We start from the raw sequence: 23,675 nt of genomic DNA, 5'->3' as shown, positions 1-23,675 counted from the left end.
TCGCGACGCGCGCGTCGCCGCCGCGCCGGGCCGCGCCGCGGCCCCCGCTACCAGCTCACGGGGAGCGGCTTGCCCTCCTCGTAACCGGCGGCCGACTGGATGCCGACGAGTGCCCGCTCGTGGAACTCGGCGAGGGAAGCCGCTCCGGCGTACGTCGCCGAGCTGCGGACGCCCGTGGTGATCATGTCGAGCAGGTCCTCGACGCTCGGGCGCTCCGGGTCGAGGTAGATCGTCGACGACGAGATGCCCTCGGCGAAGAGCGCCTTGCGCGCCCGCTCGTACGGGTCGAGCCGCTCGAAGCGCTCCCGGACGGCCTTCGCCGACGCCATGCCCCAGCTCTCCTTGTACGCCTTCCCCGCGGCGTCGCGGCGCAGGACACCCGGCGCCTCGAGCGTCCCGGCGAACCACGAGCCGATCATCACGGCGGACGCACCGGCGGCGAGGGCGAGCGCGACGTCGCGCGGGTACCGGACGCCACCGTCGGCCCACACGTGCGCGCCGAGCGACCGGGCAGCGGCGGCGGTCTCGAGCACGGCGGAGAACTGCGGGCGCCCGACGGCGGTCATCATGCGCGTCGTGCACATGGCGCCGGGTCCGACGCCGACCTTGACGATGCTCGCGCCGGCGTCGACGAGGTGTGCGACGGCATCGGCGGTGACGACGTTGCCCGCGACGAGCGGGATGTCGAGCCCGAGGGCGGCGACGGTGCGGAGCGCGCGGAGCATGCCCTCCTGGTGGCCGTGCGCGGTGTCGAGGACGAGCACGTCGACGCCTGCGGCCGCGAGGGCCTGCGCCTTGGCGGCGACGTCGCCGTTGATGCCGATCGCGGCGGCGACCCGCAGGCGCCCCGACGCGTCGACCGCGGGCCGGTAGATGTCGGAGCGGATCGCGCTCGTCTGGCTGACCGTGCCGACGACCTTGCCGTGCCGCACGACCGGCGCGAAGTCCACCTCCGCCGCGGTGAGCACGTCGTACACGTGCCGGGGCGTGCCGGCGTCCTCGGCGTCGATCGCCGTCGAGGCACCGTGCAGCAGGTCGCCGAGCGTGGCGTCGGGGCCGGCGTCGCCGAGGCGCGCTGCGGGCACGCAGCCGAGGTACTCGCCCGACGCGTCGCGGACGACCACGCCCCGCCCGGCGACGGGGAGGAGCTGCTCGAGGGCCTCGGCGACGGTGGTGTGCGCGCCCATGTCGTAGGCGGTGTCGAAGTCGACGGGCTGGTCCTTGACCCAGCGGATCGCGGCGTCGAGGTCCTGCAGGTGCATGTCCTGCGGCAGGACGCCCAGACCGCCGCGTCGGGCGAGCGTCGCCGCCAGCCGCGGACCGGTGACCGAGTTCATGTTGGCGCTGACGATCGGGATCGTCGCGCCGGACCCGTCGTTCGCCGAGAGGTCCACGTCGAACCGGCTCGTCACCGCCGACCGGCTGGGGACGAGGAAGACGTCGGAGTAGGTCAGGTCGTGCGTCGGCCGCGTCTCGTAGAACCTCATGGGCCCCACTGTACGGCTCCGCAGGGTGGCCGGTCGGGGCGGCTCGGCGCGCCTCCCGGGCGACACGCGCGACACCCCGACGGGAGGCGCGACCCGCCTCCGCCTGACACCGAACGATCACCTGCGAACGGCTAGGCTTGGCACCTGTGCGGGGCAGGGTTGCCGCGCACGACACACACGAGCATCTATCGACGGAGAGTGGGCGATCGGCTGTGTCGAGCCATCTGACCGGAACGGACGAGACCGCGGGCGAATTCGGGGCGAACGAGTGGCTCGTCGACGAGCTCTACGAGCAGTTCGTCGCCGACAAGGAGTCCGTCGACAAGTCCTGGTGGCCGGTCCTCGAGAGCTACCACCGCTCGCAGGGCGGCGATGCGTCCGCACCGGCTCCGTCCGACCCCGCCGCTCCGGCTGCTCCGGCCGCCTCCGAGCAGCAGCAGCAGTCCACGACCCAGCAGCCCGCGACCGGTGACGCCCCCGGCGAGGCGAAGTCCGGGCCGATCCAGGCGAAGACCACGTCGCGCCAGCCCACCCCGCAGCCGATCCCGGCCGAGGCGAACGACGAGGCCGACGACCACGAGGAGACCCACGAGGACGTGGCGACCCCGCTCCGGGGCATGGCGAAGACGCTCGCCTCGAACATGGACGCCTCGCTCACCGTGCCGACCGCGACGAGCGTCCGGACGATCCCGGCGAAGCTGATGATCGACAACCGCATCGTCGTCAACAACCACCTGCGTCGGGCGCGCGGCGGCAAGATCTCCTTCACCCACCTCATCGGGTGGGCGATGGTGCAGGCACTGAAGGACTTCCCGAGCCAGAACGTCTTCTACGAGGAGCGCGACGGCAAGCCCTTCGTGGTCGCTCCCGCACACGTGAACCTCGGCATCGCGATCGACGTCCCGAAGAAGGACGGCACGCGCTCCCTCCTCGTCCCGAGCATCAAGCGCGCCGAGACGCTCACGTTCGGCCAGTTCCTCTCCGCCTACGAGGACCTCGTCAAGCGCGCCCGCGACAACAAGCTCACGCCGGCCGACTTCCAGGGCACGACGATCTCGCTGACGAACCCGGGCGGCATCGGCACGGTGCACTCCGTCCCGCGCCTGACGAAGGGGCAGGGCTCGATCATCGGCGCCGGTGCCCTCGAGTACCCGGCGCAGTTCCAGGGCTCGGCGGCGAAGACCCTCGTCGAGCTCGGCATCGGCAAGACCATCACCCTGACGAGCACCTACGACCACCGCGTGATCCAGGGCGCCGGGTCGGGCGAGTACCTCAAGAAGGTGCACGAGCGACTCATCGGCGAGCACGGCTTCTACGAGGGCATCTTCGCGGCGCTCCGGATCCCGTACAAGCCGATCCAGTGGGCGAACGACATCAACGTCGACCTCGCGCACCGGGTGAACAAGACCGCGCGCGTGCAGGAGCTCATCAACAGCTTCCGCGTGCGCGGGCACCTGATGGCGGACATCGACCCGCTCGAGTACCGGCAGCGCACCCACCCCGACCTCGAGATCGAGAGCCACGGGCTGACCTTCTGGGACCTCGACCGCGAGTTCGTGACCGGCGGGCTCGCCGGCACGACGAACGCACCCCTGCGCGACGTGCTCGGGATCCTCCGCGACGCCTACTGCCGCACGGTGGGCATCGAGTACATGCACATCCAGGACCCGGAGCAGCGTCGCTGGGTCCAGGCCCACATCGAGGTCCCCTACTCGAAGCCGTCGAAGGACGAGCAGCTCCGCGTCCTCGGCAAGCTCAACGAGGCCGAGGCGTTCGAGACCTTCCTCCAGACGAAGTACGTCGGCCAGAAGCGCTTCTCGCTCGAGGGCGGCGAGTCCACCATCGCGTTCCTCGACTCGCTCATCCAGCGTGCGGCGACCGCCGGCCTCGACGAGGTCGCGATCGGCATGGCCCACCGCGGCCGGCTCAACGTGCTGACGAACATCGCCGGCAAGACCTACGGCCAGATCTTCCGCGAGTTCGAGGGGTCGTCGCTCCCCGGCGCCGTCTCGGGCCAGGGATCGGGTGACGTGAAGTACCACGTCGGCACCGAGGGCGTGTTCCGCGCCAGCGACGGCACCGCCATCCCGGTGACGATCGCCGCGAACCCCTCTCACCTCGAAGCCGTCGACGGCGTGCTCGAGGGCATCGTCCGCGCGAAGCAGGACCGGCAGGCGCCCGGCACGTTCGGCGTCCTGCCCGTGCTGGTACACGGTGACGCTGCGATGGCCGGTCAGGGCGTCGTGGTCGAGACCCTGCAGATGTCGCAGCTGCGCGGCTACCGCACGGGCGGCACGGTGCACCTCGTGATCAACAACCAGGTCGGGTTCACCACCCCGCCGGAGTCGGCCCGCAGCTCGGTGTACTCCACCGACGTCGCGAAGACGATCCAGGCGCCGATCTTCCACGTGAACGGCGACGACCCCGAGGCCGTCGCCCGCGTCGCCGAGCTCGCCTTCGCCTACCGGCAGGAGTTCCACCGCGACGTGGTCATCGACCTCATCTGCTACCGCCGACGCGGCCACAACGAGGGCGACGACCCGTCGATGACGCAGCCGCTGATGTACAACCTCATCGAGGCGAAGCGCTCCGTCCGGACCCTCTACACCGAGGCCCTCGTCGGCCGCGGCGACATCACGCAAGAGGAGTACGACGAGGCGCACCGTGACTTCCAGGACCGCCTGGAACGCGCGTTCGCCGAGACGCACGAAGCGCAGACCGGCACCATCCCGGTCATCACGGTCGACGACGACGGCGCCGTGCAGGGCCTCGAACGACCGGCGGCGCAGCGCGACGACTCCGAGGTCGAGGTGCACGAGACGGCCGTGTCCGAGGACCTGGTCCGGGCGATCGGCGACGCACACAGCAACCCGCCCGCGGGCTTCTCCATCCACCCCAAGCTCCAGCAGCTCCTGTCCAAGCGCACCGACATGACCCGCAACGGCGGGATCGACTGGGCGATGGCCGAGCTGATGGCGATCGGGTCCATCCTGGTCGAGGGCAAGCCCGTCCGGCTCGCCGGCCAGGACGCCCGCCGTGGCACGTTCGTGCAGCGCCAGGCCGTCTTCCACGACCGGGTGAACGGGCAGGAGTGGCTCCCGCTCGCGAACCTCACCGAGGACCAGGCACGCCTGTACATCTACGACTCACTGCTCAGCGAGTACGCGGCGATGGCGTTCGAGTACGGCTACTCGGTCGAGCGGCCGGAAGCGCTCGTCCTCTGGGAGGCGCAGTTCGGCGACTTCGCGAACGGCGCGCAGACCGTCATCGACGAGTTCATCTCCTCGGCCGAGCAGAAGTGGGGGCAGCGCTCCGGCCTCGTGCTCCTGCTCCCCCACGGCTACGAGGGCCAGGGCCCCGACCACTCCTCGGCGCGCATCGAGCGCTACCTGCAGCTCTGCGCCGAGGACAACATGGTGGTGGCCCGCCCGTCGACCCCGGCGTCCTACTTCCACCTGCTGCGCCGCCAGGCCTGGGCCCGACCGCAGAAGCCGCTCGTCGTGTTCTCCCCGAAGGCGATGCTGCGCCTCCGCCAGGCGACGAGCCCGGTGGACGCGTTCACGAGCGGCACGTTCGCCGAGGTCCTCGACGACGACCGGGTGACCGACAAGTCGGCCGTGCGGCGCGTGGTGCTGCACTCCGGCAAGGTGCACCACGACCTGCGCGCCGAGCTCGACAAGCGCGGCGCCACCGACGTCGCCCTCGTCCGGCTCGAGCAGCTCGCTCCGCTCCCCCTCGACCAGATCCTCGAGGTGCTGGCGGGCTACCCGGGCGCGGACGTCGTGTGGGCGCAGGAGGAGCCGGAGAACCAGGGTGCGTGGCCGTTCGTGTGCATGAACCTGTCGCCGCACCTCGACGGACGACCGCTGTCGGTCGCCGCCCGTCCCGCGAGCGCCGCGCCGGCCACGGGGTCGTCGAAGCGCTCCGCGCAGGAAGCGACCGAGGTCATCACGCGGGCCCTGGGCTGACGCCTGACGCCCGACGCCCGCCGCGCGACCCACGACGCCGGGGCGCCTACGCGATCTTCGTGTAGCGCACCCCGGCGTCGTGGTACCCGCGCTTCTGGTAGAACCGGTGCGCGCTGTCCGTCGCCGCCGCGCTGACGGCGCTGAGGCGACGCGCGCCCTGCTCGACCGCCCATGCTTCGAACGTGCCGATGAGCGCCGAACCCGTGCCGAGCCTCCTGGCCCGTTCGTCGACGACCATCAGCAGCAGCTGCGCCGTCGGCTCGTCGCTCGCGTACGCCCACGTGACCTGCGCACCGGCGACCGCGATCGCACGACCGTCGTCGTCGCGCACCACCCACGTGCGGTGCCCGGCCTCGGGCGTGAGCCGCTCGAGGCGGGAGCGCATCGCCTCGTCGTCGACCTCGTGGCCGAGCAGTCGGACGAGGGCGGCGACGTCGGCGACGTCCGTGTCGGACCAGGTGGTGATCGACTCGACGGAGAGGGTCATGCCCGCGACACTACCGACAGCCCCGTCCGTGTGACGACGCCTGCCAGGACGCTCATGACACGACGGTCAGTGCGTGGCCTGCTCCAGCCGGATGCGGGCGAGGATCTCGGTACGGAGCTCCTCGGGTGCCGTCTCCTTGCACGCACGACGGACCGTCTCGATGAGGACGACGCCGACGCGGTGCTCGGTCGTGCAGTCCTCGCAGTCGTCCATGTGCTCACGGATGTCCGCCGCGTCCTCGCGGCAGAGCTCCCCGTGCAGGAACTCCTCGAGCTCGGCCTTCGCCTTCGAGCAGTCGCAGCCGCTCATCGTGCTTCCTTCCCTTCGACGCGGCTCGACGCCGCGGCAACCTTCCGGCCTCGTCCGCGCATCGTCGCCGTCGACGCTGCGTCCGGGACGATGCCGGTCTCACGTGCGTGGTCCGCCAGGAGCCCGCGCAGGAGCCGGCGACCACGGTGGAGGCGGCTCATGACCGTCCCCACGGGTGTCTTCATGATGTCGGCGATCTCCTGGTAGGAGAACCCCTCGACATCGGCGAAGTAGACGGCCATCCGGAAGTCCTCGGGGATGGCCTGCAGCGCGTCCTTCACGGCGGAGGACGGCAGGTGGTCGATGGCGTCGGCCTCGGCGGAGCGCGCCGAGATCGACTGCGTCACGCTCTCCGCGCCGCCGAGCTGCCAGTCCTCGAGCTCGTCGATCGTGCCCTGGTACGGGTTGCGCTGGTTCTTGCGGTACGTGTTGATGAACGTGTTCGTCAGGATGCGGTACAGCCAGGCCTTCAGGTTCGTGCCCTGCTTGAACTGGCGGAACGCGGCGAAGGCCTTGACGAAGGTCTCCTGCACGAGGTCCGAGGCGTCGGCCGGGTTGCGGGTCATCCGCATCGCGGCACCGTAGAGCTGGTCCATGAACGGCAGCGCCTGGTCCTCGAAGAGGGACCGGAGCTCGCCCTCGGAGACCGTCTTCGCGTCCACCACGTCGACGTCGGTGTCGGCGCCCGACTCGTCGCGCAGTTCGGCCTCTTCCGAGACCGCGTCGAGCTGCGCCTCGGTCTCCTCGACCAGGTCGTGCGGTGCTGCGTGCGGTTCGTCGGTCGTCATCGCCGTCGAGTCTAGGCCGACGGCACCCCCGAGGGTCGTCGGCACGGCGGGCAGAGCCGTCCGCGGTCGTACGAGTGTCGCTGTCGCCACTGATCCTCCCGGTGCGTTCAGTACCCTTGTGAACCGATGGCAGTCACGACGCATTCCCAGTCCCGGACCGAGCCCTGGATCGCCCCGCTCGCGCGGGGTCCGCTGCGCGGCGACGTGTCGCTGCCCGGGTCGAAGTCGCTCACCAACCGCGAACTCGTGCTCGCCGCCCTCGCCGACGGCCCGTCGACCATCCGGCTGCCGTTGCACTCGCGTGACTCGGCGCTCATGGTCGAGGCACTCCGGCAGCTCGGCGTCGGCGTCGACGAGGTCCCCGCCGCCCCCGGGACGACGCCGAACCCCTACGGTCCCGACCTCCGGATCACGCCGGCGCCGATGCACGGCGGCGTCCGGGTGGACTGCGGTCTCGCCGGCACCGTGATGCGCTTCCTGCCGCCGCTCGCCGCACTCGCGGTCGGGCCGGTCACGATCGACGGCGACCCCTACGCCCGGAAACGGCCGATGCACGCGATCATCCGGGCACTCGTCGACCTCGGCGTGGACGTCACCGACGACGGCGACGGGGCGATGCCCTTCTCGTTCACCGGCACCGGTGCGGTCCGCGGCGGATCACTGTCGATCGACGCGTCCGCCTCGTCGCAGTTCGTCTCCGGGCTCCTGCTCTCCGCCCCGCGCTTCGACGAGGGCCTGCACCTCACGCACGTCGGCGAGCGCCTGCCGAGCATGCCGCACATCGAGATGACCGTCGCCGCCCTCCGCGCCCGCGGCGTCCGGGTCGACGAGCCGGCGATCGGCGAGTGGGTCGTGCACCCCGGCCCGATCGCCGCTCGCGACGTCACCATCGAACCCGACCTGTCGAACGCGGCGCCGTTCGCCGTCGCCGCGCTCGTCGCCGGCGGCACCGTCCGCATCCGCACCTGGCCGACCGAGACGACGCAGGTCGGTGCCGACCTCGAACGGCTCCTCCCCCTGTGGGGCGCGACCGTGACGCGGGACGGTGACGACCTCGTCTTCGACGGCGGCGTCGGGGTCCGGGGTGGCGCCTCCCTCCCGGGTCTCGAACTCGACCTGAGCCGCGGCGGCGAGCTCGCCCCGGCACTCGTCGCGTTGGCGGCCCTGGCCGACGGCCCGTCCGAGATCAGCGGGATCGAGCACCTGCGGGGGCACGAGACGGACCGGCTCGCCGCGCTCGCGGCGGACGTCAACCGCTCAGGAGGCGCGGTGCACGAACTCGACGACGGCCTCCGCATCGAGCCTGCCGCACTCCACGGCGGCGACTGGGCCGCGTACGACGACCACCGGATGGCGACGGCGGGTGCCGTCGTGGGTCTCGTCGTCGACGGCGTCGCCGTCGACGACATCGGCTCGACCGCGAAGACCCTGCCGCAGTTCCCCGAGCTGTGGGCGGCACTGGTCGCGACCGGGGACGCGGGGGCCTGACGCGATGAGCTGGTGGGACGACGTCGACGGCGACGACTCCGACGCGGACGAGCCGTACGGGCAGTACGACGAGTCGAGTGTCCGTGTCCGGCCGAACCCGAAGGGCAACCGCCCCCGGACGAAGGTCCGCCCGACGTACGACGACGCCCCCACCGGGTGGGTGACGAACGTCGACCGTGGGCGCTTCGGCGTGCTGGTCGGGGACCGGGTCATCACGGCGACGAAGGCCCGTGAGCTCGGGAAGAAGTCCGTCGTCACCGGCGACACCGTCCACCTCGTCGGCGACGTCTCCGGCGAGCCGGGGTCCCTCGCGCGGATCGTGAAGGTCGCCGAGCGCACCACGCTGCTGCGCCGCAGTGCCGACGACACCGACGAGGTCGAGCGCGTGATCGTGGCGAACGCCGACCAGATGCTCATCGTCGTGGCCGCCGCGGACCCCGAGCCGCGCACCCGGTTGATCGACCGGTACCTCGTGGCGGCGTTCGACGCCGGGCTCGACCCGATCCTCTGCATCACGAAGACCGACCTCGCCGACCCCACGGCGTTCCTCGCGCACTTCGCCTGCCTCGACCTCCGCATCGTGACGAGCCGCTCGGACGACGTGCCGTTCGACGCCCTCCACGAAATCCTCGACGACAAGGTGACCGTGACCGTCGGGCACTCGGGCGTCGGGAAGTCGACCCTCGTGAACGCGCTGACGGGGTCCTCCCGGGCGACCGGAGTCGTCAACTCGGTCACGGGCCGGGGGCGGCACACCTCGTCGTCGTCGATCGCGCTGCAGGTGCGGGACGGCGGCTGGATCATCGACACACCGGGCGTCCGGTCCTTCGGCCTCGGGCACGTCGACCCGGCGAACGTCTTCCGGGCCTTCGCGTCGCATGCGGTGCCGGTCCGCGAACCGGCCGACGGGATCCCCCTCGACGAGGCGCACGACTGGGAGATCGTCGACCGGGTGCATGACGGTGAGCTCGGACCGACCGGTGTCGAGCGGCTCGACTCGTTCCGGGCGCTGCTGACGGGCATGGGCGCGGAGGACCCGGGCACGGAGTAGCGGACCGCGCCGCGCCGGCCGCACCGCAGCGTGCGAGGTTCCGAGCGCGGTGGGACGCCGGAGCGCTCCCACGGCGCGCGGAACCTCGCACACTCGGAGGCCGACCTCGCACCGTGCGCGTCAGCACCCGGGTCGACAGGTGCGCATCGGCGTTGTACAGTTGCCCTCCGTGTCTGAAGTTGCAAAGTACAACTTTGCGCCGACCCCCGCCGTCGACGCTCCGTCCTCCCCCATGACGACGACGACGTCGCACGTGCACACCACCCCCGACCACCCGCACTCGCACGCCGCACCTCGGGCATCCCGTGCCCCACGCCGGCCGAACGACCCCTCGGTGCTCCGCCCGCAGGGCCTCGGTCGCACCGTGCTGAGCTTCGGCTCGCACATCCTCGTGCCCCTCTTCCTCGCCGTCGGCATGGGTCTCGCCTACCTCGGCGCCTTCCACGCGCCCACGCCGCACGACCTCCCCGTCGGCATCGTGGGTCAGGGTGCGGCGACCCAGGTGTTCGCGCAGACCGTCACGGACCAGTCCGACGGTGCGCTCGTCGCGCACGTCGTGCCGTCGACCGCCGAGGCCGAGCGTCAGGTCCGCGACCGCGACCTCGCCGCCGTGTACGCGCCGACGGCCACGGGCGCGACGCTGTACGTCTCGACCGCGGCGTCGGAGACCACCGCGACCGCCGCCCAGAAGATCTTCATGCCCATCGCGTACCGGGCGCACCTGCCGTTCACGGTGCAGGACGTCGTGCCCTCCGGCGACGAGGACACCACCGGGCAGGGCCTGTTCTTCCTGCTCGTCGCCCTCAGCGTCGGCGGCTACGCGTCCGCGATCGCGGTGGCCGCCTTCGCCACCCGACTGCGGCCGCTCTGGACCGCCGCCATCGGGCTCGTGACGGCCGGGATCGTCGCGGGGATCGGCATCCTCATCGCCGGTCCGCTGTACGGGATCATCACGGCGAACCGGTGGGAGATCTTCCTGTTCGCGTGGATGTACGACGCCATCATCGTCGCGCTCGGCGTGGGACTCCACCCGCTGCTCGGCCGGTGGACGACGCCGATCCTCGCGATGCTGTTCGTGATGCTGAACTTCACGTCGTCCGGCGGCATCTTCCAGCCGGCGTTCCAGCCGGGGTTCTTCGCCGGCCTCAACACGTTCTGGAGCGGCGCCGCCTGGCTGCAGGCAGCGCAGGACCTGCAGTACTTCCCGGGCGCCTCGCTCGGTCGCTCGTCGCTCGTCCTGGCACTGTGGCTCGCCGCGGCGGTGCTGCTCTGCGTCGTCGTGCACGGTCTCGTCGCACGCCGGGCCCGCATCGCCCGCGAGCGCGAGGTCACTGCCCTCGAGGAGGAAGAGGTCGTGGCGGCGTAGCCCCCGCTACGCTGGCGACCGTGGACCTCAGCGCCGACCTGGACTTCGCCCGCTCCCTCGCCGACACCGCCGACGCGATCAGCCTCGAGCGGTTCCGCGCCGCCGACCTGCACGTGTCGAAGAAGGCCGACAGCACCCACGTCACCGACGCCGACCAGGCAGTCGAACGGGCGCTCCGCGAGCGGCTCCGCTCCGAGCGCCCGGACGACGCCTTCCTCGGCGAGGAGACCACCGCGGACACCGGTGCCGAGGCCGTCAGCGAGGGTCACCGGCAGTGGGTGGTCGACCCGATCGACGGCACCGCGAACTACCTGCGCGGCGTCCCGGTCTGGGCGACCCTCATCGCGCTCGCGGTGGACGGGCGGCCGGTCCTCGGCGTCGTGAGCGCGCCCGCCCTCGGCAAGCGCTGGTGGGCGGCCGAGGGCCTCGGCGCGCACTCCTTCGACGGTCCCCTGCACGTCTCCGGCGTCGACTCCCTCGCTGAGGCCAGCCTGAGCTACAACAGCATCCAGCAGTGGGACGACGACGACCGCCTGGAGGCCCTCGTCGCACTCTCCCGCAAGGTCTGGCGCACCCGGGCGTACGGCGACATGTGGTCGTACATGCTCGTGGCCGAGGGCGTCCTCGACGTCGCGGGCGAACCCGACCTCAAGCCGTGGGACATGGCGGCGCTCATGCCGATCGTCGAGGAGGCCGGCGGACGCTTCACCTCGCTCGACGGGGATCCCGGCCCCTGGCACGGCAGCGCCCTCGCGACGAACGGCCTCGTGCACGACGCCGTGGTCGACGTCATCCGGCGCTGACCGCTGGGACCGTCCAGCGCGTGCAACTGTTGCGCGCGCTGTCGTGCGACAACGTCGATGTCGCACGACAGCGGTCTCGTCGCTGCACCGCGCGCGCAACAGTTGCGGCCGCGCACGGTCGACAACGTCGATGTCGCACGACGTCGACAATGTCGTTCCGAGTCGGCCCGCCCGACCGACCCGACCGACCCGCCCGACCCGGCGACCCGACGACCCGCCCGACCGACCCGCCCACCCGACCCCCACCCACCGGTCCACCCCACGACGGACACCCGCTGTACCCCGATCTCGTACCGCGATCCGCCGACGTCAAGCGCGAAACCACCCCCGAGGGGGGCACGTGTCCCCCCGTACTGGGGACACCGCAGGTGGACAACAGATTGCGGAGACCGGCCACCCGGACCAGAACCTGAGTTATCTTGCTTGCAGGCGACAGGTCAGGTGCCGCTTCGGAGTCCCTAGCTCCGAACGGGATGCCGCACCGGTCGTTGTTTCGTCCGAAGACCCTAACCCGAGGGGTGATACAGACGATGACTTCATCGTTCCCGAGCGGAACCGAGTGCACCCTCACTCGTCATCCGCATTCCGTTTCCGACAGTCCCGGCACGCGTTCTTCCCTGCGTGCCCCACGTCCGGCTCTGCGCGCGGTCACCCGCCGTGCCACCGACCGGTCCCTCTCCTCCGCTGCATCCGCTTCCGGGCCCGGAGGCCGGTGAGTCATGGCACTCACCGGTCGCCGTCTCGAGGTCGACCGGATCGCGACCCTCGCTGTACTCCCTCGTGAGTCCGCGATGGTCGTCGTCGGCGACCCCGGTTCCGGACGCAGCAGCGTCCTCGACGCGGTCTCGGACCGTGTTTCCCTCCCCGTCGTCCGCGTCGGCGTGAACGGGAGCGAGTCCCACTGGCCCCTGGCCGGCGTGACCTCGCTCTTCACCGCGCTCGACGATCCGCGTGCGACGGCCCACATCGCGCACCTCCTGCAGGGAGGCGCTCCCGTCGACCGGCAGACGCCGGGGCTGGCGGCAGCGCACGACTTCCTCGACGCCGTGCACGCCCTCACCCTGCCGCCGACGCTCGTGCTGATCGACGACCTCGACCAGATGGACGTGGAGAGCCAGGAGCTCATCGCGTTCCTCGCGTCCAGGCTCGCCGGGACGGCACTGCGTGTCGTCGCCACGGTGCGCACCGTGCCGTCGGACGGACCGCTCGCGGCCCTGCCGACGCTCCGGATCGAACCGCTGCCCTCGGACGAAGCACTCGTGCTCGCCCGTGCCATGGCACCGGAAGAGGCGAACGACGGCGTCCTCGCCGTCCTCGCCGAGGAGACCGGCGGCAACCCCGGCGCACTGCGTGAGCAGCTCGCCGTACTCAGTCGCGAACAGCTGAACGGCTCCGAGCCGCTCGTGCTGCCGCTCCGCCCGACCCCGACGACCGAGGCCATCGCGGCCCTGGCGCTCGGTTCCACCGCAGGACGAGATCTGGACGTCCTGGCACGGTTGGCCCTCGTCCCCGTGGCGAAGACCAGCGGGTGGGACCGCGACGAGCTCGACGACCTGGCACACGCCGGACTCACGACCGTCAAGGGGCAGACCGTCACGGTCCGCGACCCCCTGGTCCGGTCCGCGCTGTACTGGCGCATGCCCGCACGGGACCGTCGCGCCGCACACACGGAGCTCGCTGCGGCGAGCGCCGAGCACGACCCGCGGGCGTCGGCGTGGCACCGCAGCTTCGTGGACGACGTCCCGGACGTGGTCGCGCTGCTCCGAGCGGCCCGCTCGTACGTCGTGGACGGCAACGCCCAGGCCGCGGTCGTGCTCACCGAGCGTGCACTGCACATCGGTTCGGGCCACGAGGACGAGCACGCTGCGCTCCTCGGTGTGGCCGAGGCACTGCTGGCGAACCGCCTGCTGGGCTTCGCCGCGCGGTACCTCGCGGCGATCCGCCCGTTCCGGTCGACCGCGGACGAGACGCGGCGGCTCCGGCTGTCGTACTCGGTGCAGTACCTGAGCGGCGACGCCGTGCACGCGGACGAGCTCCTCGTGCCGGTGGACCCGGAGAACGCCGCCGAGGCGGACGCGCTCGCCGGGCTCCTCGCGATGGTGGCGTCCTTCCGGGCCGAGGCCTGGGAGCTCGACCACGCACGGGACCTGCTCGCACGTGCCGAACCGCTGCGCGCGTCGGCGTCCCCGCACACCGTCGAGATCACGACGACGGCGCAGGAACTCGTCGCCGCCGTCGACGGGACCCTCCCGCCGGACACGGCGCTGCACGACGGACTGTCGACCACGACGCTGATCAGCATGTCCGAGCCGGCACTGCTGCTCCTCGCCCACGCGCTGAGCATCGCCGAGCGCTACCGCAGTGCTCGTCGCGTGTTCGCCCTCGTCCTCGCGCGGGGCCAGGAGGCACTGCCGGTGTGGACCGAGGCCGCCCGCTACCTGTCGGCCGAGAACGAGGTGCGCTCCGGGAACTTCCGGCAGGCGCTCCGCGCGATCGACGTCTGGGAAGCCGGTTCGTCGGTGGTCGAGCGGCTCCGCGAGCCGTCCCGTGCCATCGCCCTCGCCTGGCGGCACTTCGCCGAGGGACGCTCCGCCGAGGCGCTCGAGGTCCTGGACCGGTGCCTCGCGCAGCGGTCCACGAACCGCCTGTGGGGCGCGACCGCGAAGCTCCACGCCCTGCGTGGCCGGGTCCTGCTGCTCGACGGTCGTCTCGACGAGGCCGCGGCCTCGCTCGAGGCTGCGGACGCCATCGGTCGTTCGCTGCGGAACCCGGCGGTGCTCCGGCACCTCGGCGACCTGGTGGAGGCCTACGTGCGCCTCGACCGGATCGACGACGCACGGGCGATCACCGCTCGCCTCGCCGCTGACCACCACGCCCGCCCGTCGCGCTGGGGTGCACTCGTCCTGGCGCGGAGTCTCGCGCTGGTCGCCGACGACACCACCCGGGACACCGCGCGTCGGCGTGCGCTGGAGCTGTTCCAGCCGCACGACTCGCAGTTCGAACGCGCTCGGACGTTCGCGGCGCTCGCCGCCGTGGGCACCCCGACGGAGCGTCCGCGGCTCGGTGCGGCCGCCGCTGCGGCGTACGAGGCCGCGGGGCTCCGGCGTCCGTTGGCCACCCCGGTCGCGACGGTCGCGATGCCGGCCTTCGGCTCGTCCACGTCGCTCCGGTCCGCTCCGGTGCTGTCCGCACAGGTCCCCGGGACGCCGCGCAGCGCTCCGGACGCCTCGGCCGTGCTCACCTCGCTCACGGCGGAGGAGCGCGCGGTCGTGCAGAAGGTGACGGAGGGGTACCGCAACCGCGAGATCGCGTCGTCGCTGTTCATGTCGCAGCGGACGGTGGAGCTGCGGCTGACGCAGATCTACCGCAAGGTGGGCGCACGTTCGCGCTCGCACCTGGTCGCGCTGCTCACGTAGTCGAGACGCGACCCACCACAGGACGGGAGGGGGGGGGGGGGCCGGCGGCCCCCCCCCCCGGGTCGGGGAGGGCGCGGGGGGGGGGCCCCCGCCCGCCCCCCGCCTCCCGTTCGTCGTGTGCGCGCGTCGCGGCGGTTGCGGAACTCCGCACGCCGTGTCCGCCGAAGAGAGGACCGCACGCGGGGAACCGCAAGAGCGGGCGACCACCGTTGCCGTGTCACCGACCCGCGGGTGATGCTTCTCGTGCACCGACCGCCGTGCTCCCCCGGGAGCCCGCCCGTGGTACCCCGTCCGGTACCCGAACCGTCGGCCCACGAACGCCGCCGTCCGTCCTCGCCTGATCCGAGGACGGGCGGCGGCCCGGGCCGGCGGACCGGACGCACGGCAGACCCGACGGCGGTCGGTGCCGCAACGCTCCCACTCCCCCACCCGAGCTGCTCCTCCCACCCGAAGGGAAACCAGATGTGCGGCATCATCGCGGCCCGCGTCAGCGACGACGCGTCCCCCTACCTGCTCGACGGACTCGAACGACTCGAGTACCGCGGGTACGACTCGGCGGGCATCGCCGTCCGGACCGCCCACGGCGGCACCGAGACCATCCGGTCCGTTTCGCGCGTCGGTGACCTGCGCACGCTCGTCGCCGCACGCTCCGGCGACGCGCTGACGGGAGTCGGCATCGGGCACACCCGGTGGGCGACGCACGGTGTGGTCCGCGAGGCGAACGCCCACCCGCACGCCGACTGCTCCGGCCGGATCAGCATCGTGCACAACGGCATCATCGAGAACGCGGTCCGGCTCCGCGAGACGCTCGAGCGCCAGGGGCACGTGTTCTCGTCGGACGTCGACTCCGAGGTCATCGCGCACCTCGTCGAGCGCGCGCTCGCGGTGGACCCGGACCTCATGCTCGCGGTGCAGATCGCGACCGCGCAGCTCGAGGGCTCGTGGGCGATCGTGGTGCTCGACGCCCGCGACGGCCGCATGGTCGTCGCCGCCGAGCGCTCCCCCCTCGTCGTCGCGCGGTCCGCTCGCGGGGACTTCGTCGCGAGCGACATCGGCGCGATCGCCGAGTGGTGCGAGACCTTCGTCGCACTCCGCGACGGCGACGTCGTCGAACTCGGCGAAGCCTGGACGTGGTCCTCCTCCGGCATCACGGTGCCGGTGCCCTTCCCGACGCCGTCCCCCTTCGCCGCGACCGCGCTCGAGCTCGGCGACCACCCGGACCACATGGCGAAGGAGATCGAGGAGCAGCCCGAGGTCGTCGCCTCGATCCTCGACCGCGTCGCCCGCCGGGCCGCGGACGGCAGCATGTGGGTCGGCCTGGGGCTCCCCGGGTTCCACCGGCTGGCGATCGTCGCGTGCGGTACCTCGCTCAACGCCGGGCAGGTCATCGCCACCGCGCTCCGCGGCATCGGCGGCGTGCCCACGGACATCGTCGTCGCGAGCGAGGCCGACCAGGCGGTGCTCGGCCCGGGGACGCTCGTGGTCGCGATCAGCCAGTCGGGCGAGACCGCAGACGTCCTCCGAGCGCTCGACCGGTTCGAGGACCGGCACCCGGTCCTCGCCCTCACGAACAACGTGCACTCGTCGCTCGCCCGTCGCGCCGACGCCGTGCTCGACTGCCACGCCGGCCCGGAGATCGGTGTCGCCGCGACGAAGACGTTCACCGCGCAGGTCGTCGTCGGCGTCGCCGCGATGATCTCGGCGCTCGTCGCGTCGGGTCGGATCGACGGTGAGCGTGCGGCGGCCCTCGTCGGCGAGCTCTCCGACCTCCCGGCCCGCATCGACCACGCCGCTGCGATCGCCGCCGACCGCATCCCGCTGCTCGTGTCGAGCGTCAAGGACGCGACCGGCTTCCTCTTCCTCGGCCGCGGTGCCGGGCTGCCGTACGCGGCGGAGGGCGCGCTCAAGCTCAAGGAGCTCAGCTACCGGTGGGCCGAGGCCTACCCGGCGGGCGAGCTGAAGCACGGCCCGCTCGCCCTCGTCGACGAGGGGACCCCCGTGGTCGTCGTCGACCACGGGGACCACCGGCTGAAGGCGAACATCGCCGAGGTCCGTGCCCGCGGCGGCTTCGTCATCACCATCGGCGGCGAGGACGCGGACATCCCGGCCCTCGGCCGTCGCGTCGTCGGGGACCTCGCCTGGGGTCGGGCGACCGCCCCGTGGGGTCCGCTCGAGGCCGTCGTCCCCCTGCAGATGCTCGCCCGCGAACTCGCGCTCCAGCTCGGGTGCGACGTGGACAAGCCGAGGAACCTCGCGAAGTCGGTGACGGTCGAATAGCCAGGCACACGCGCTGGTCCCGCCTGACGGTGTTCCTCGCCGTCCTCACGGCGCTCGCCATCGTCGCGACGGTCATCGTGATCGCCGCGACCCTGGTGCCGTCGTTGCTCCCCCAGGGTCTTGCCGGGTTCGTCACGGACGGGGCTGCGATCCTGGTCCCTTGACCACCGCAGCCCCGCCCCTCGTCGTCGTCGCGCTCCTCGTGGGCGCGGTCCTGCCCTTCGTGCCGTTCGTCGGCCGGGTGGCCCGCATCGCGGCGACCATCGCGCACGAGGTCGGGCACGCCGTCGTCGTCGTGCCGTTCGGCGGACGCATCCAGCGCATCGAGCTGCACCCCGACGGGTCCGGCGAGGCATGGGTCCAGCTCGGCCGGGTCCCCGGTGCGATCCGGTGGCTCGTACGGATCGTCAACCTGTACGCCGGGTACAGCGCGCCGCTCTGGGCCGGCGTGCTGCTCGTCACCGGGGTGCTGCACGGGGCCAGGTGGGTGCCCGTCGTGGTCCTCGGCGTCGTCGGGCTCGTCGCGCTCGCGTTCGTCCGGAACTGGTTCGGCATCCTCGTGGTGCTCGGCTTCGACGCGCTCGCGCTCTGGGTCGCCCTGCGCCCGTCCGAGACCACCGTGCTCGTGGTCGCGGCGGTCGGCGCGTTCTTCGTCGTGGACGGGCTGCGCTCGGTCGTGCAGGTCGCCCGGTGGCTCGCGACCGGGGCCCGCGTGCAGACCGACTTCCACATCGCGGCTGCCGAGATGCGGGTGCCGGCGACGATGTGGTTCGTGCTGTTCCTCGCGGTGAACGCGGGCGCGGTGTGGCTCGCGCGCGCGCCGCTGCTCGAGGTGTGGGCGACCGTGGCCGACGGGGTGCGCGCGCTGCTCTGACGTGCAGGGTCGGGGTCGCGCGGGGCCGGGGTCGCGCCGGTCCGACTCGGAACGACAACCTCGCTGTCGTACGACATCGACGGAGTCGCAATCCCGCGCACGCAACAGTTGCACGCGCGCAGCAACGACGAGCCCGCTGTCGTACGACGTCGACGATGTCGCACCACTGCGAACGCACCACCCCACACGCCCCACCCTGCGACGATGGCACGGTGCACCTCGACGACGTGACCGCCACCCTCGCCGACACGTCGGCGCCCGCCCGTGACCGCTTCCTCGCCTTCGTGCGAGCCCACGGGGACGCGGCACTCCGACGCGACGGCGGTCCGGAGCACCTCACCGCGTCGTGCTTCGTGTTCTCGCCCGACCTCGGGAGCGTCCTGCTGTGTCTGCACCGCAAGGGCCGGTTCTGGGTGCAGTTCGGCGGACACCTCGAACCGGGCGACCGCGACCTCGCCGATGCGGCCCGCCGCGAGGCACGCGAAGAGTCCGGCCTGCCGACCTCGACCTGCTCGCCACGACCGTCGCTGATCTCGACCGTCACGACCTGCACGGCGGCTTCGCCTGCGCCGCGCACTGGGACGTCGGCTTCGTCGCCGTGGTCGATCCTGCCGAGGCGACCACCGTCAGCGACGAGAGCGACGACGTCCGGTGGTTCACCCTCGACGCACTGCCCGAGGGCCTCGCGCCGGGGCTGCCCGCACGCCTGACCGCGGTGGTCGCCACGGTCGCGCACCGCGACTGACACCGAACTGGAGGCGCGGGGCGGCGCCGACCCGCGCCTCCAGTCCGGTGCGGCGCACCTTCCGACGTGACACGCTGCGATCGACGGATGCCGTCTCCCAGAAAGCGCCCCGCCCGCCGTAACGGAACGCCGCAAACGGGAACCGCCGGGGGAAGCCTGCGAGAGTATCGGAACGACGACGGCAGGAGGTGTCCCGTGACGGACGAGGCGCACGGTTTCGCGACCGAACAGGTGCACGGCGGGTTCCAGCCCGACCAGGGCCACGGTGCGAGGGTCCCCGCCATCCACATGTCCTCCGGGTTCCTGTTCGACGACTTCGACCAGGCCCGCGACCGCTTCGCCGGGACCGACGACGGCTACACCTACACCCGGCTCGGCAACCCCACGAACGCGGACGTCGAGCGCCGGGTCGCCCTGCTGGAACGCGGTGTCGAGGCGATCCTGGTCGGCAGCGGGCAGGCCGCCGCCACCGTCGCGTTCCTCGGCATCCTGCAGGCCGGCGACCACGTCGTCGCGGCGCGCAGCATCTACGAGGGCACCAAGGGCCTGCTGGTGCAGAACCTCGGGCGCTTCGGGATCGAGGTCGACTTCGTCGCGGACCAGCGCGACCTCGACGAGTGGGGGCGACTCGTCCGCCCGAACACGAAGGCCTTCTTCGCCGAGACGATCCCGAACCCGAAGAACGACGTCCTCGACATCACCGGCGTCGCCGACACCGCGCACCGTGCGGGTGTGCCGCTCATCGTCGACAACACCCTCGCGACGCCGTACCTCGTGCGTCCGGTCGACCACGGCGCCGACGTCGTCGTGCACTCGGCGTCGAAGTTCCTCTCCGGCCACGGTGCCGGGCTCGGCGGCGTGGTCGTCGACGGCGGCACCTTCGACTGGTCCGCCTCCCCCGAGCGGTGGGTGCACCTGACCAGCCCGGAGCGGTCGCTCGGCGGCGAGAGCTACGTCGAGCGCTACGGCAGCCGAGCGTTCATCGTCTTCGCACGCGATGTCGTCGCGTCCCGCATCGGTCCGACGCCCTCCCCCTTCAACTCCTTCCTGCTCCGCCAGGGCATCGAGACGCTGTCCCTGCGCGTGGAACGCCACAGCGCGAACGCGCTGGCGATCGCGTCCTTCCTGGAGCAGCAGCCGGAGGTGACGAGCGTCGACTACGCGGGTCTCGCCTCCAGTCCGTACCACGACCTCGCCCAGCGCTACCTGCCGCGCGGTGCCGGCTCCGTCTTCGCGTTCACGCTGGACGGCGGCGAAGCCGCCGCGCGGACCTTCATCGACAGCGTCCAGCTGTTCAGCCGCATGACCCACCTCGGCGACGTCCGCTCGCTGATCCTGCACCCCGCCACCACGACCCACGCCGGCAAGACGCCCCAGGAGCGCGTCGACCAGGGCATCGACGACGGCCTCATCAGGCTGTCGGTCGGCATCGAGGACGTCGCGGACCTGAGACGGGACCTGTCGCGCGGGTTCGCCGCGTTGCGCGGCGCGGGGGCGGTCCAGGAGGCGCGGGTCGACCCCGACTCGGAGCTCGCCTCCCTGGAACACGCCGTCCCCGGCAACCACGTCATCGCGGAGGAACTCTAGGCAATGGCAGGACTGCAGCACTTCGGGTACTTCTTCTCGCGCGGGTTCGGCCCGCAGGCGTGGGGCCGGTCCGACTGGGACTGGGGACACGACTGGACGAAGCCCGACCTGTACCAGCAGTCCGTCCGCACCCTCGAGCAGGCCGGCATGGACCTCGTCATCGCCGAGGACGCGATCTCGCTCGGCAACCCGTCGACCCTGGACCTGCGGATCCGGCAGGCGTACGGCGGCCCGAAGCACGACCCGCTGCTGCTCGCGCCGTACCTCTTCGCCGCGACGTCCCACATCGGCATCGCGCCGACCGTGAACGCCGGGTTCACGCCGCCCTACCTCGCGGCACGGCAGTTCTCGACGCTCGCGCACCTCTCCGGCGACCGCTTCGGCGTCAACGTCGTCACCGACACCGGGAGCGCACGGCACGCCGGACTCGCCCCGCTCCCGCACGACGCCGCGTACGACCGTGCGGAGGAGTGGCTGCAGCTCGTGCGGCGCCTCTGGCACTCGTGGGGGTCCGGGTTCATCGGGGACCCGACGGACTGGACCTTCGCCGACGGGGACGCCCTCGACGCCTTCCACCACGAGGGCGCGTACTTCACCGCCGACGGCCCGCTCAACGCCCTCCCGCTGGACTCCGACCCGATCGTGGTCTCCCCCGGTGGCTCGGGACGCGGGCTGGCGTTCGCGGGCACGCACTCGGACGTGCAACTCGCGCTCGCACCGCTGTCCGCGGCGGCCGTCCGGGACTACCGAGCGCGGGTGCTCTCCGCCGCGGCCGAAGCCGGGCGCGCCGCGGAGGCCCTACGGATCCTGTTCGTCCTCAAGCCCGAGATCGTGTCGTCGGCGGCCGAGGCGGACCGTGTGGTGGACGCCTCACGGCACCCGTCCGACGACGACCTGCGCACCGCGGCGATCGCGTGGTCGAGCGACTCGGAGACCGACCTGCTCGCGCTCGACCTCGACGCGCCGATCCCGGCGGGCACGTTCGGCGACCACGTGTCGGCGGGGACGATCCGCGGTCTCGTGGGCGACACCCCCGACGCACCGCTGCGCACGCTCCTCGAGCGCAAGGCCCGCAAGGGTCGGGTGGCCTCCCGCGAGGGGTTCGTCGGCACCGCGGACGAGTTCGCCGACTTCATCGAGGAGCTCGGTGCGGACGCGGACAACGACGGCATCATCTTCTCGGGCGACCTGCACCCGGCGCAGGTCTACCGGATGCTCGGCGACCTCGTGCCGGTGCTCCGGCGCCGTGGGCTCCTGCGACGGGAGTACGGCGCCGGAGGCATCCGGCAGAACCTGTTCGACTTCTAGTGGTGGCCCCGCTGAGGAGGGACCGGTCTCAGTGGTGGACCGCCTCCACGACGCCGCTCTCCTCGACGTCGCGGACGTCCTCGGCGGTGCGGAGGATCTCGTCGCGGTCGGACGCCGAGTTGATCGCCCAGTAGTAGATGACCAGGGAGAACACCGCCACCACGAGGATGTCGATCCACAGCGGGAACACCGGGGTGGTCAGCGGGCCGAAGTCGCTGAGGAACACGATGAGCCCCATGCCGATCAGGTACGGCAGCAGCCACTGCGCCGCCCTCCAGTCCCACCGCGGGCGGACGCTCGAGGCACCGCGGAACACGTTGGTCAGGATGATCACGACGGCGCCGATGAGGATCGCCACCCCGAGCTTCCAGTCGGTGTCCCACCCGGTCCAGAGGATGATCAGGTTCGCGACGATGAAGGCGATCGGCGACAGCACGGTCGCGGCCGGCATCCGGTAGGGGCGCTCGATCTCGGGGATCCGCTTCCGGAACGCACCCAGTGCCAACGGCGCCCCCGCGTACATCAGCACCGACGCGCTCGTGATGAGGCTGACGAGTCCCTGCCACGACGGGAACGGCGCGAAGCACGCGCACCCGACGACGAACGCCACGATGAGCCCGACCCACGGCACGCCCTGCTTCGTCGTCCACTCGAAGGCCTTCGGGAAGTAGCCGTTGCGGCTGAGCCCGTACGAGATGCGACTCGTCGCCGTCACGTAGATCAGGCCGGTACCGGCCGGCGAGATGATCGCGTCGATGAAGATGATGACGGCGAGCCACGTGATGCCGGCTGCCATCGCGATGTCGGCGAACGGCCCGGTGTACTTCGTGAAGTCGGCGGTCGCCCACGAGCCCTGGATCGCGTCGGAGCGCAGGACGCCGAGGAAGACGATCTGCAGCAGCAGGTAGATCACGAGCCCGATGAGCACCGAGCCGATGACGGCACGCGGGATGTCGCGCTTCGGGTTCTTGGCCTCGCCGGCGAGCTGGTCCGCCTGCTCGAAGCCGAGGAACGCGAAGATGATGCCCGACGTCGACACTGCGGCGAGGATGCCCTTCGCACCCTCGGGCATGAAGCCGTCCGCCGCCGTGAAGTTCGAGCCGTGGAACCCGCTGAACGCCAGCACGATGATGACGAGCAGGGGGATGGCGACCTTCCACCAGGTCGCCGCGGAGTTCGTGTTCGCGAGGATCTTCACGCTGAGCATGTTGATCACCGTGACGACGGCCATCAGGACGATCGCGACCGCGATCCCGGCGCCGGTCAGCAGCTGCTGGGTCTCACCCTTGATGACCACGGTGTGCAGCCACGGGTGCGCGAACTGCCAGTGCTGCGCGTACTTGATCATCGCCTCGACCTCGATCGGGGCGACCGTCACGGACTGCAGCCAGGAGAACCACCCGAAGGAGGCTCCGGCGACGCCGCCGAAGGCGATGTGGGGGAAGCGCGCCGTTCCGCCCGCGATCGGGAACATCCCGCCGAGCTCGGCGTGCACGAGGGCGAGCACGAGGATCGCCACGCCACCGATGATCCACGAGATGATCGCGGCGGGACCGGCGGTCTTCAGGGCCTCCTGCGAACCGAACAGCCAGCCGGAGCCGATGATCGACCCCGTCGAGGCCCAGATGAGCCCGATGAAGCCGACGTTCCGCTTGAGGCCGGAGTCCGGCAGCACCTGTGTCGTTGTAGCCACTGTTGCTCCTGTCGATCAGCGCGACCCC

Annotated in this window: 17 protein-coding genes and 1 pseudogene; 13 read left to right on the top strand and 5 right to left on the bottom strand. The window is 71.9% G+C overall.

Going from position 1 to position 23,675, the window contains the following annotated elements:
- Positions 1-47: 47 nt before the first annotated feature.
- Positions 48-1,487, bottom strand: a complete 1,440-nt coding sequence (locus Q7F20_RS06730; protein ID WP_305739346.1) for a GuaB1 family IMP dehydrogenase-related protein — start codon at positions 1,485-1,487, stop codon at positions 48-50.
- A 212-nt stretch (positions 1,488-1,699) separates the two neighbouring features.
- On the opposite strand from Q7F20_RS06730, the gene Q7F20_RS06725 reads away from it, so the two are divergent.
- Positions 1,700-5,455, top strand: a complete 3,756-nt coding sequence (locus tag Q7F20_RS06725; protein WP_305739345.1) for a multifunctional oxoglutarate decarboxylase/oxoglutarate dehydrogenase thiamine pyrophosphate-binding subunit/dihydrolipoyllysine-residue succinyltransferase subunit — start codon at positions 1,700-1,702, stop codon at positions 5,453-5,455.
- 46 nt (positions 5,456-5,501) lie between these two features.
- On the opposite strand, the gene Q7F20_RS06720 is transcribed toward Q7F20_RS06725, so the two are convergent.
- The 3 genes from Q7F20_RS06720 to Q7F20_RS06710 all read right to left on the bottom strand — a co-directional run bounded on the left by Q7F20_RS06720 (position 5,502) and on the right by Q7F20_RS06710 (position 7,039).
- Positions 5,502-5,942, bottom strand: a complete 441-nt coding sequence (locus Q7F20_RS06720) for a GNAT family N-acetyltransferase (RefSeq protein WP_305739344.1) — start codon at positions 5,940-5,942, stop codon at positions 5,502-5,504.
- 66 nt (positions 5,943-6,008) lie between these two features.
- Positions 6,009-6,251 (bottom strand): zf-HC2 domain-containing protein, encoded by a 243-nt coding sequence (locus Q7F20_RS06715; protein WP_070416370.1) that lies wholly within the window; start codon positions 6,249-6,251, stop codon positions 6,009-6,011.
- The gene (locus Q7F20_RS06710) at positions 6,248-7,039 is read right to left on the bottom strand and encodes a sigma-70 family RNA polymerase sigma factor (RefSeq protein ID WP_305739343.1); all 792 of its coding nucleotides are present in this window, start codon (positions 7,037-7,039) and stop codon (positions 6,248-6,250) included. The genes Q7F20_RS06715 and Q7F20_RS06710 overlap by 4 nt, the downstream gene beginning before the upstream one ends.
- A 126-nt stretch (positions 7,040-7,165) precedes the next feature.
- On the opposite strand from Q7F20_RS06710, the gene aroA reads away from it, so the two are divergent.
- The 12 genes and pseudogenes from aroA to Q7F20_RS06655 all read left to right on the top strand — a co-directional run bounded on the left by aroA (position 7,166) and on the right by Q7F20_RS06655 (position 21,954).
- Positions 7,166-8,527 (top strand): 3-phosphoshikimate 1-carboxyvinyltransferase, encoded by a 1,362-nt coding sequence (gene aroA, locus Q7F20_RS06705; protein WP_305739342.1) that lies wholly within the window; start codon positions 7,166-7,168, stop codon positions 8,525-8,527.
- Positions 8,528-8,531: 4 nt separating this feature from the next.
- Positions 8,532-9,578 carry a ribosome small subunit-dependent GTPase A gene (gene rsgA / locus Q7F20_RS06700; protein WP_305739341.1) on the top strand — a complete coding sequence of 349 codons (1,047 nt, stop codon included), beginning with the start codon at positions 8,532-8,534 and terminating at the stop codon, positions 9,576-9,578.
- A gap of 169 nt (positions 9,579-9,747) precedes the next feature.
- Complete coding sequence (locus Q7F20_RS06695) at positions 9,748-10,944, top strand: hypothetical protein (RefSeq protein ID WP_305739340.1); 1,197 nt, start codon at positions 9,748-9,750, stop codon at positions 10,942-10,944.
- Between the two features lie 20 nt (positions 10,945-10,964).
- A complete protein-coding gene (locus tag Q7F20_RS06690) occupies positions 10,965-11,747 on the top strand; it encodes an inositol monophosphatase family protein (RefSeq protein WP_305739339.1) in 783 nt (260 codons plus the stop codon).
- Between the two features lie 719 nt (positions 11,748-12,466).
- Complete coding sequence (locus Q7F20_RS06685; protein ID WP_305739338.1) at positions 12,467-15,163, top strand: LuxR family transcriptional regulator; 2,697 nt, start codon at positions 12,467-12,469, stop codon at positions 15,161-15,163.
- 462 nt (positions 15,164-15,625) lie between these two features.
- Entirely contained in the window at positions 15,626-17,440 is a 1,815-nt protein-coding gene (glmS, locus tag Q7F20_RS06680) for a glutamine--fructose-6-phosphate transaminase (isomerizing) (protein ID WP_305739337.1), read from the top strand.
- Between the two features lie 29 nt (positions 17,441-17,469).
- Positions 17,470-17,604, top strand: a complete 135-nt coding sequence (locus Q7F20_RS06675) for a hypothetical protein (protein ID WP_261647065.1) — start codon at positions 17,470-17,472, stop codon at positions 17,602-17,604.
- On the top strand, positions 17,601-18,314 hold the full coding sequence (locus Q7F20_RS06670) for a M50 family metallopeptidase (protein ID WP_305739336.1): 714 nt from the start codon (positions 17,601-17,603) through the stop codon (positions 18,312-18,314). The genes Q7F20_RS06675 and Q7F20_RS06670 overlap by 4 nt, the downstream gene beginning before the upstream one ends.
- A gap of 155 nt (positions 18,315-18,469) precedes the next feature.
- A pseudogene (locus Q7F20_RS18675) lies at positions 18,470-18,757 on the top strand (NUDIX hydrolase); the annotation flags it as partial.
- Positions 18,758-18,912: 155 nt separating this feature from the next.
- Complete coding sequence (locus tag Q7F20_RS06665; protein WP_305739335.1) at positions 18,913-19,059, top strand: hypothetical protein; 147 nt, start codon at positions 18,913-18,915, stop codon at positions 19,057-19,059.
- Positions 19,060-19,254: 195 nt separating this feature from the next.
- A complete protein-coding gene (locus Q7F20_RS06660; RefSeq protein WP_305739334.1) occupies positions 19,255-20,646 on the top strand; it encodes an O-acetylhomoserine aminocarboxypropyltransferase/cysteine synthase family protein in 1,392 nt (463 codons plus the stop codon).
- A 3-nt stretch (positions 20,647-20,649) separates the two neighbouring features.
- Complete coding sequence (locus tag Q7F20_RS06655) at positions 20,650-21,954, top strand: LLM class flavin-dependent oxidoreductase (protein ID WP_305739333.1); 1,305 nt, start codon at positions 20,650-20,652, stop codon at positions 21,952-21,954.
- A gap of 28 nt (positions 21,955-21,982) precedes the next feature.
- Here Q7F20_RS06655 and Q7F20_RS06650 read toward each other — a convergent pair whose 3' ends face one another.
- On the bottom strand, positions 21,983-23,647 hold the full coding sequence (locus Q7F20_RS06650) for an APC family permease (protein WP_305739332.1): 1,665 nt from the start codon (positions 23,645-23,647) through the stop codon (positions 21,983-21,985).
- Positions 23,648-23,675: the final 28 nt, after the last annotated feature.

Source organism: Curtobacterium sp. A7_M15 (genome assembly GCF_030705415.1).
Taxonomy (GTDB): domain Bacteria; phylum Actinomycetota; class Actinomycetes; order Actinomycetales; family Microbacteriaceae; genus Curtobacterium.
This window is presented reverse-complemented; position numbering and strand designations above follow the sequence as displayed.

Bases quoted from the DNA above. Each gene is read 5' to 3' on its own strand.
- Q7F20_RS06730 (WP_305739346.1), bottom strand. From the start codon at position 1,487: ATGAGGTTCTACGAGACGCGGCCGACGCACGACCTGACCTACTCCGAC.
- Q7F20_RS06720 (WP_305739344.1), bottom strand. From the start codon at position 5,942: ATGACCCTCTCCGTCGAGTCGATCACCACCTGGTCCGACACGGACGTC.
- Q7F20_RS06715 (WP_070416370.1), bottom strand. From the start codon at position 6,251: ATGAGCGGCTGCGACTGCTCGAAGGCGAAGGCCGAGCTCGAGGAGTTC.
- Q7F20_RS06710 (WP_305739343.1), bottom strand. From the start codon at position 7,039: ATGACGACCGACGAACCGCACGCAGCACCGCACGACCTGGTCGAGGAG.
- aroA (WP_305739342.1), top strand. From the start codon at position 7,166: ATGGCAGTCACGACGCATTCCCAGTCCCGGACCGAGCCCTGGATCGCC.
- rsgA (WP_305739341.1), top strand. From the start codon at position 8,532: ATGAGCTGGTGGGACGACGTCGACGGCGACGACTCCGACGCGGACGAG.
- Q7F20_RS06685 (WP_305739338.1), top strand. From the start codon at position 12,467: ATGGCACTCACCGGTCGCCGTCTCGAGGTCGACCGGATCGCGACCCTC.
- glmS (WP_305739337.1), top strand. From the start codon at position 15,626: ATGTGCGGCATCATCGCGGCCCGCGTCAGCGACGACGCGTCCCCCTAC.
- Q7F20_RS06655 (WP_305739333.1), top strand. From the start codon at position 20,650: ATGGCAGGACTGCAGCACTTCGGGTACTTCTTCTCGCGCGGGTTCGGC.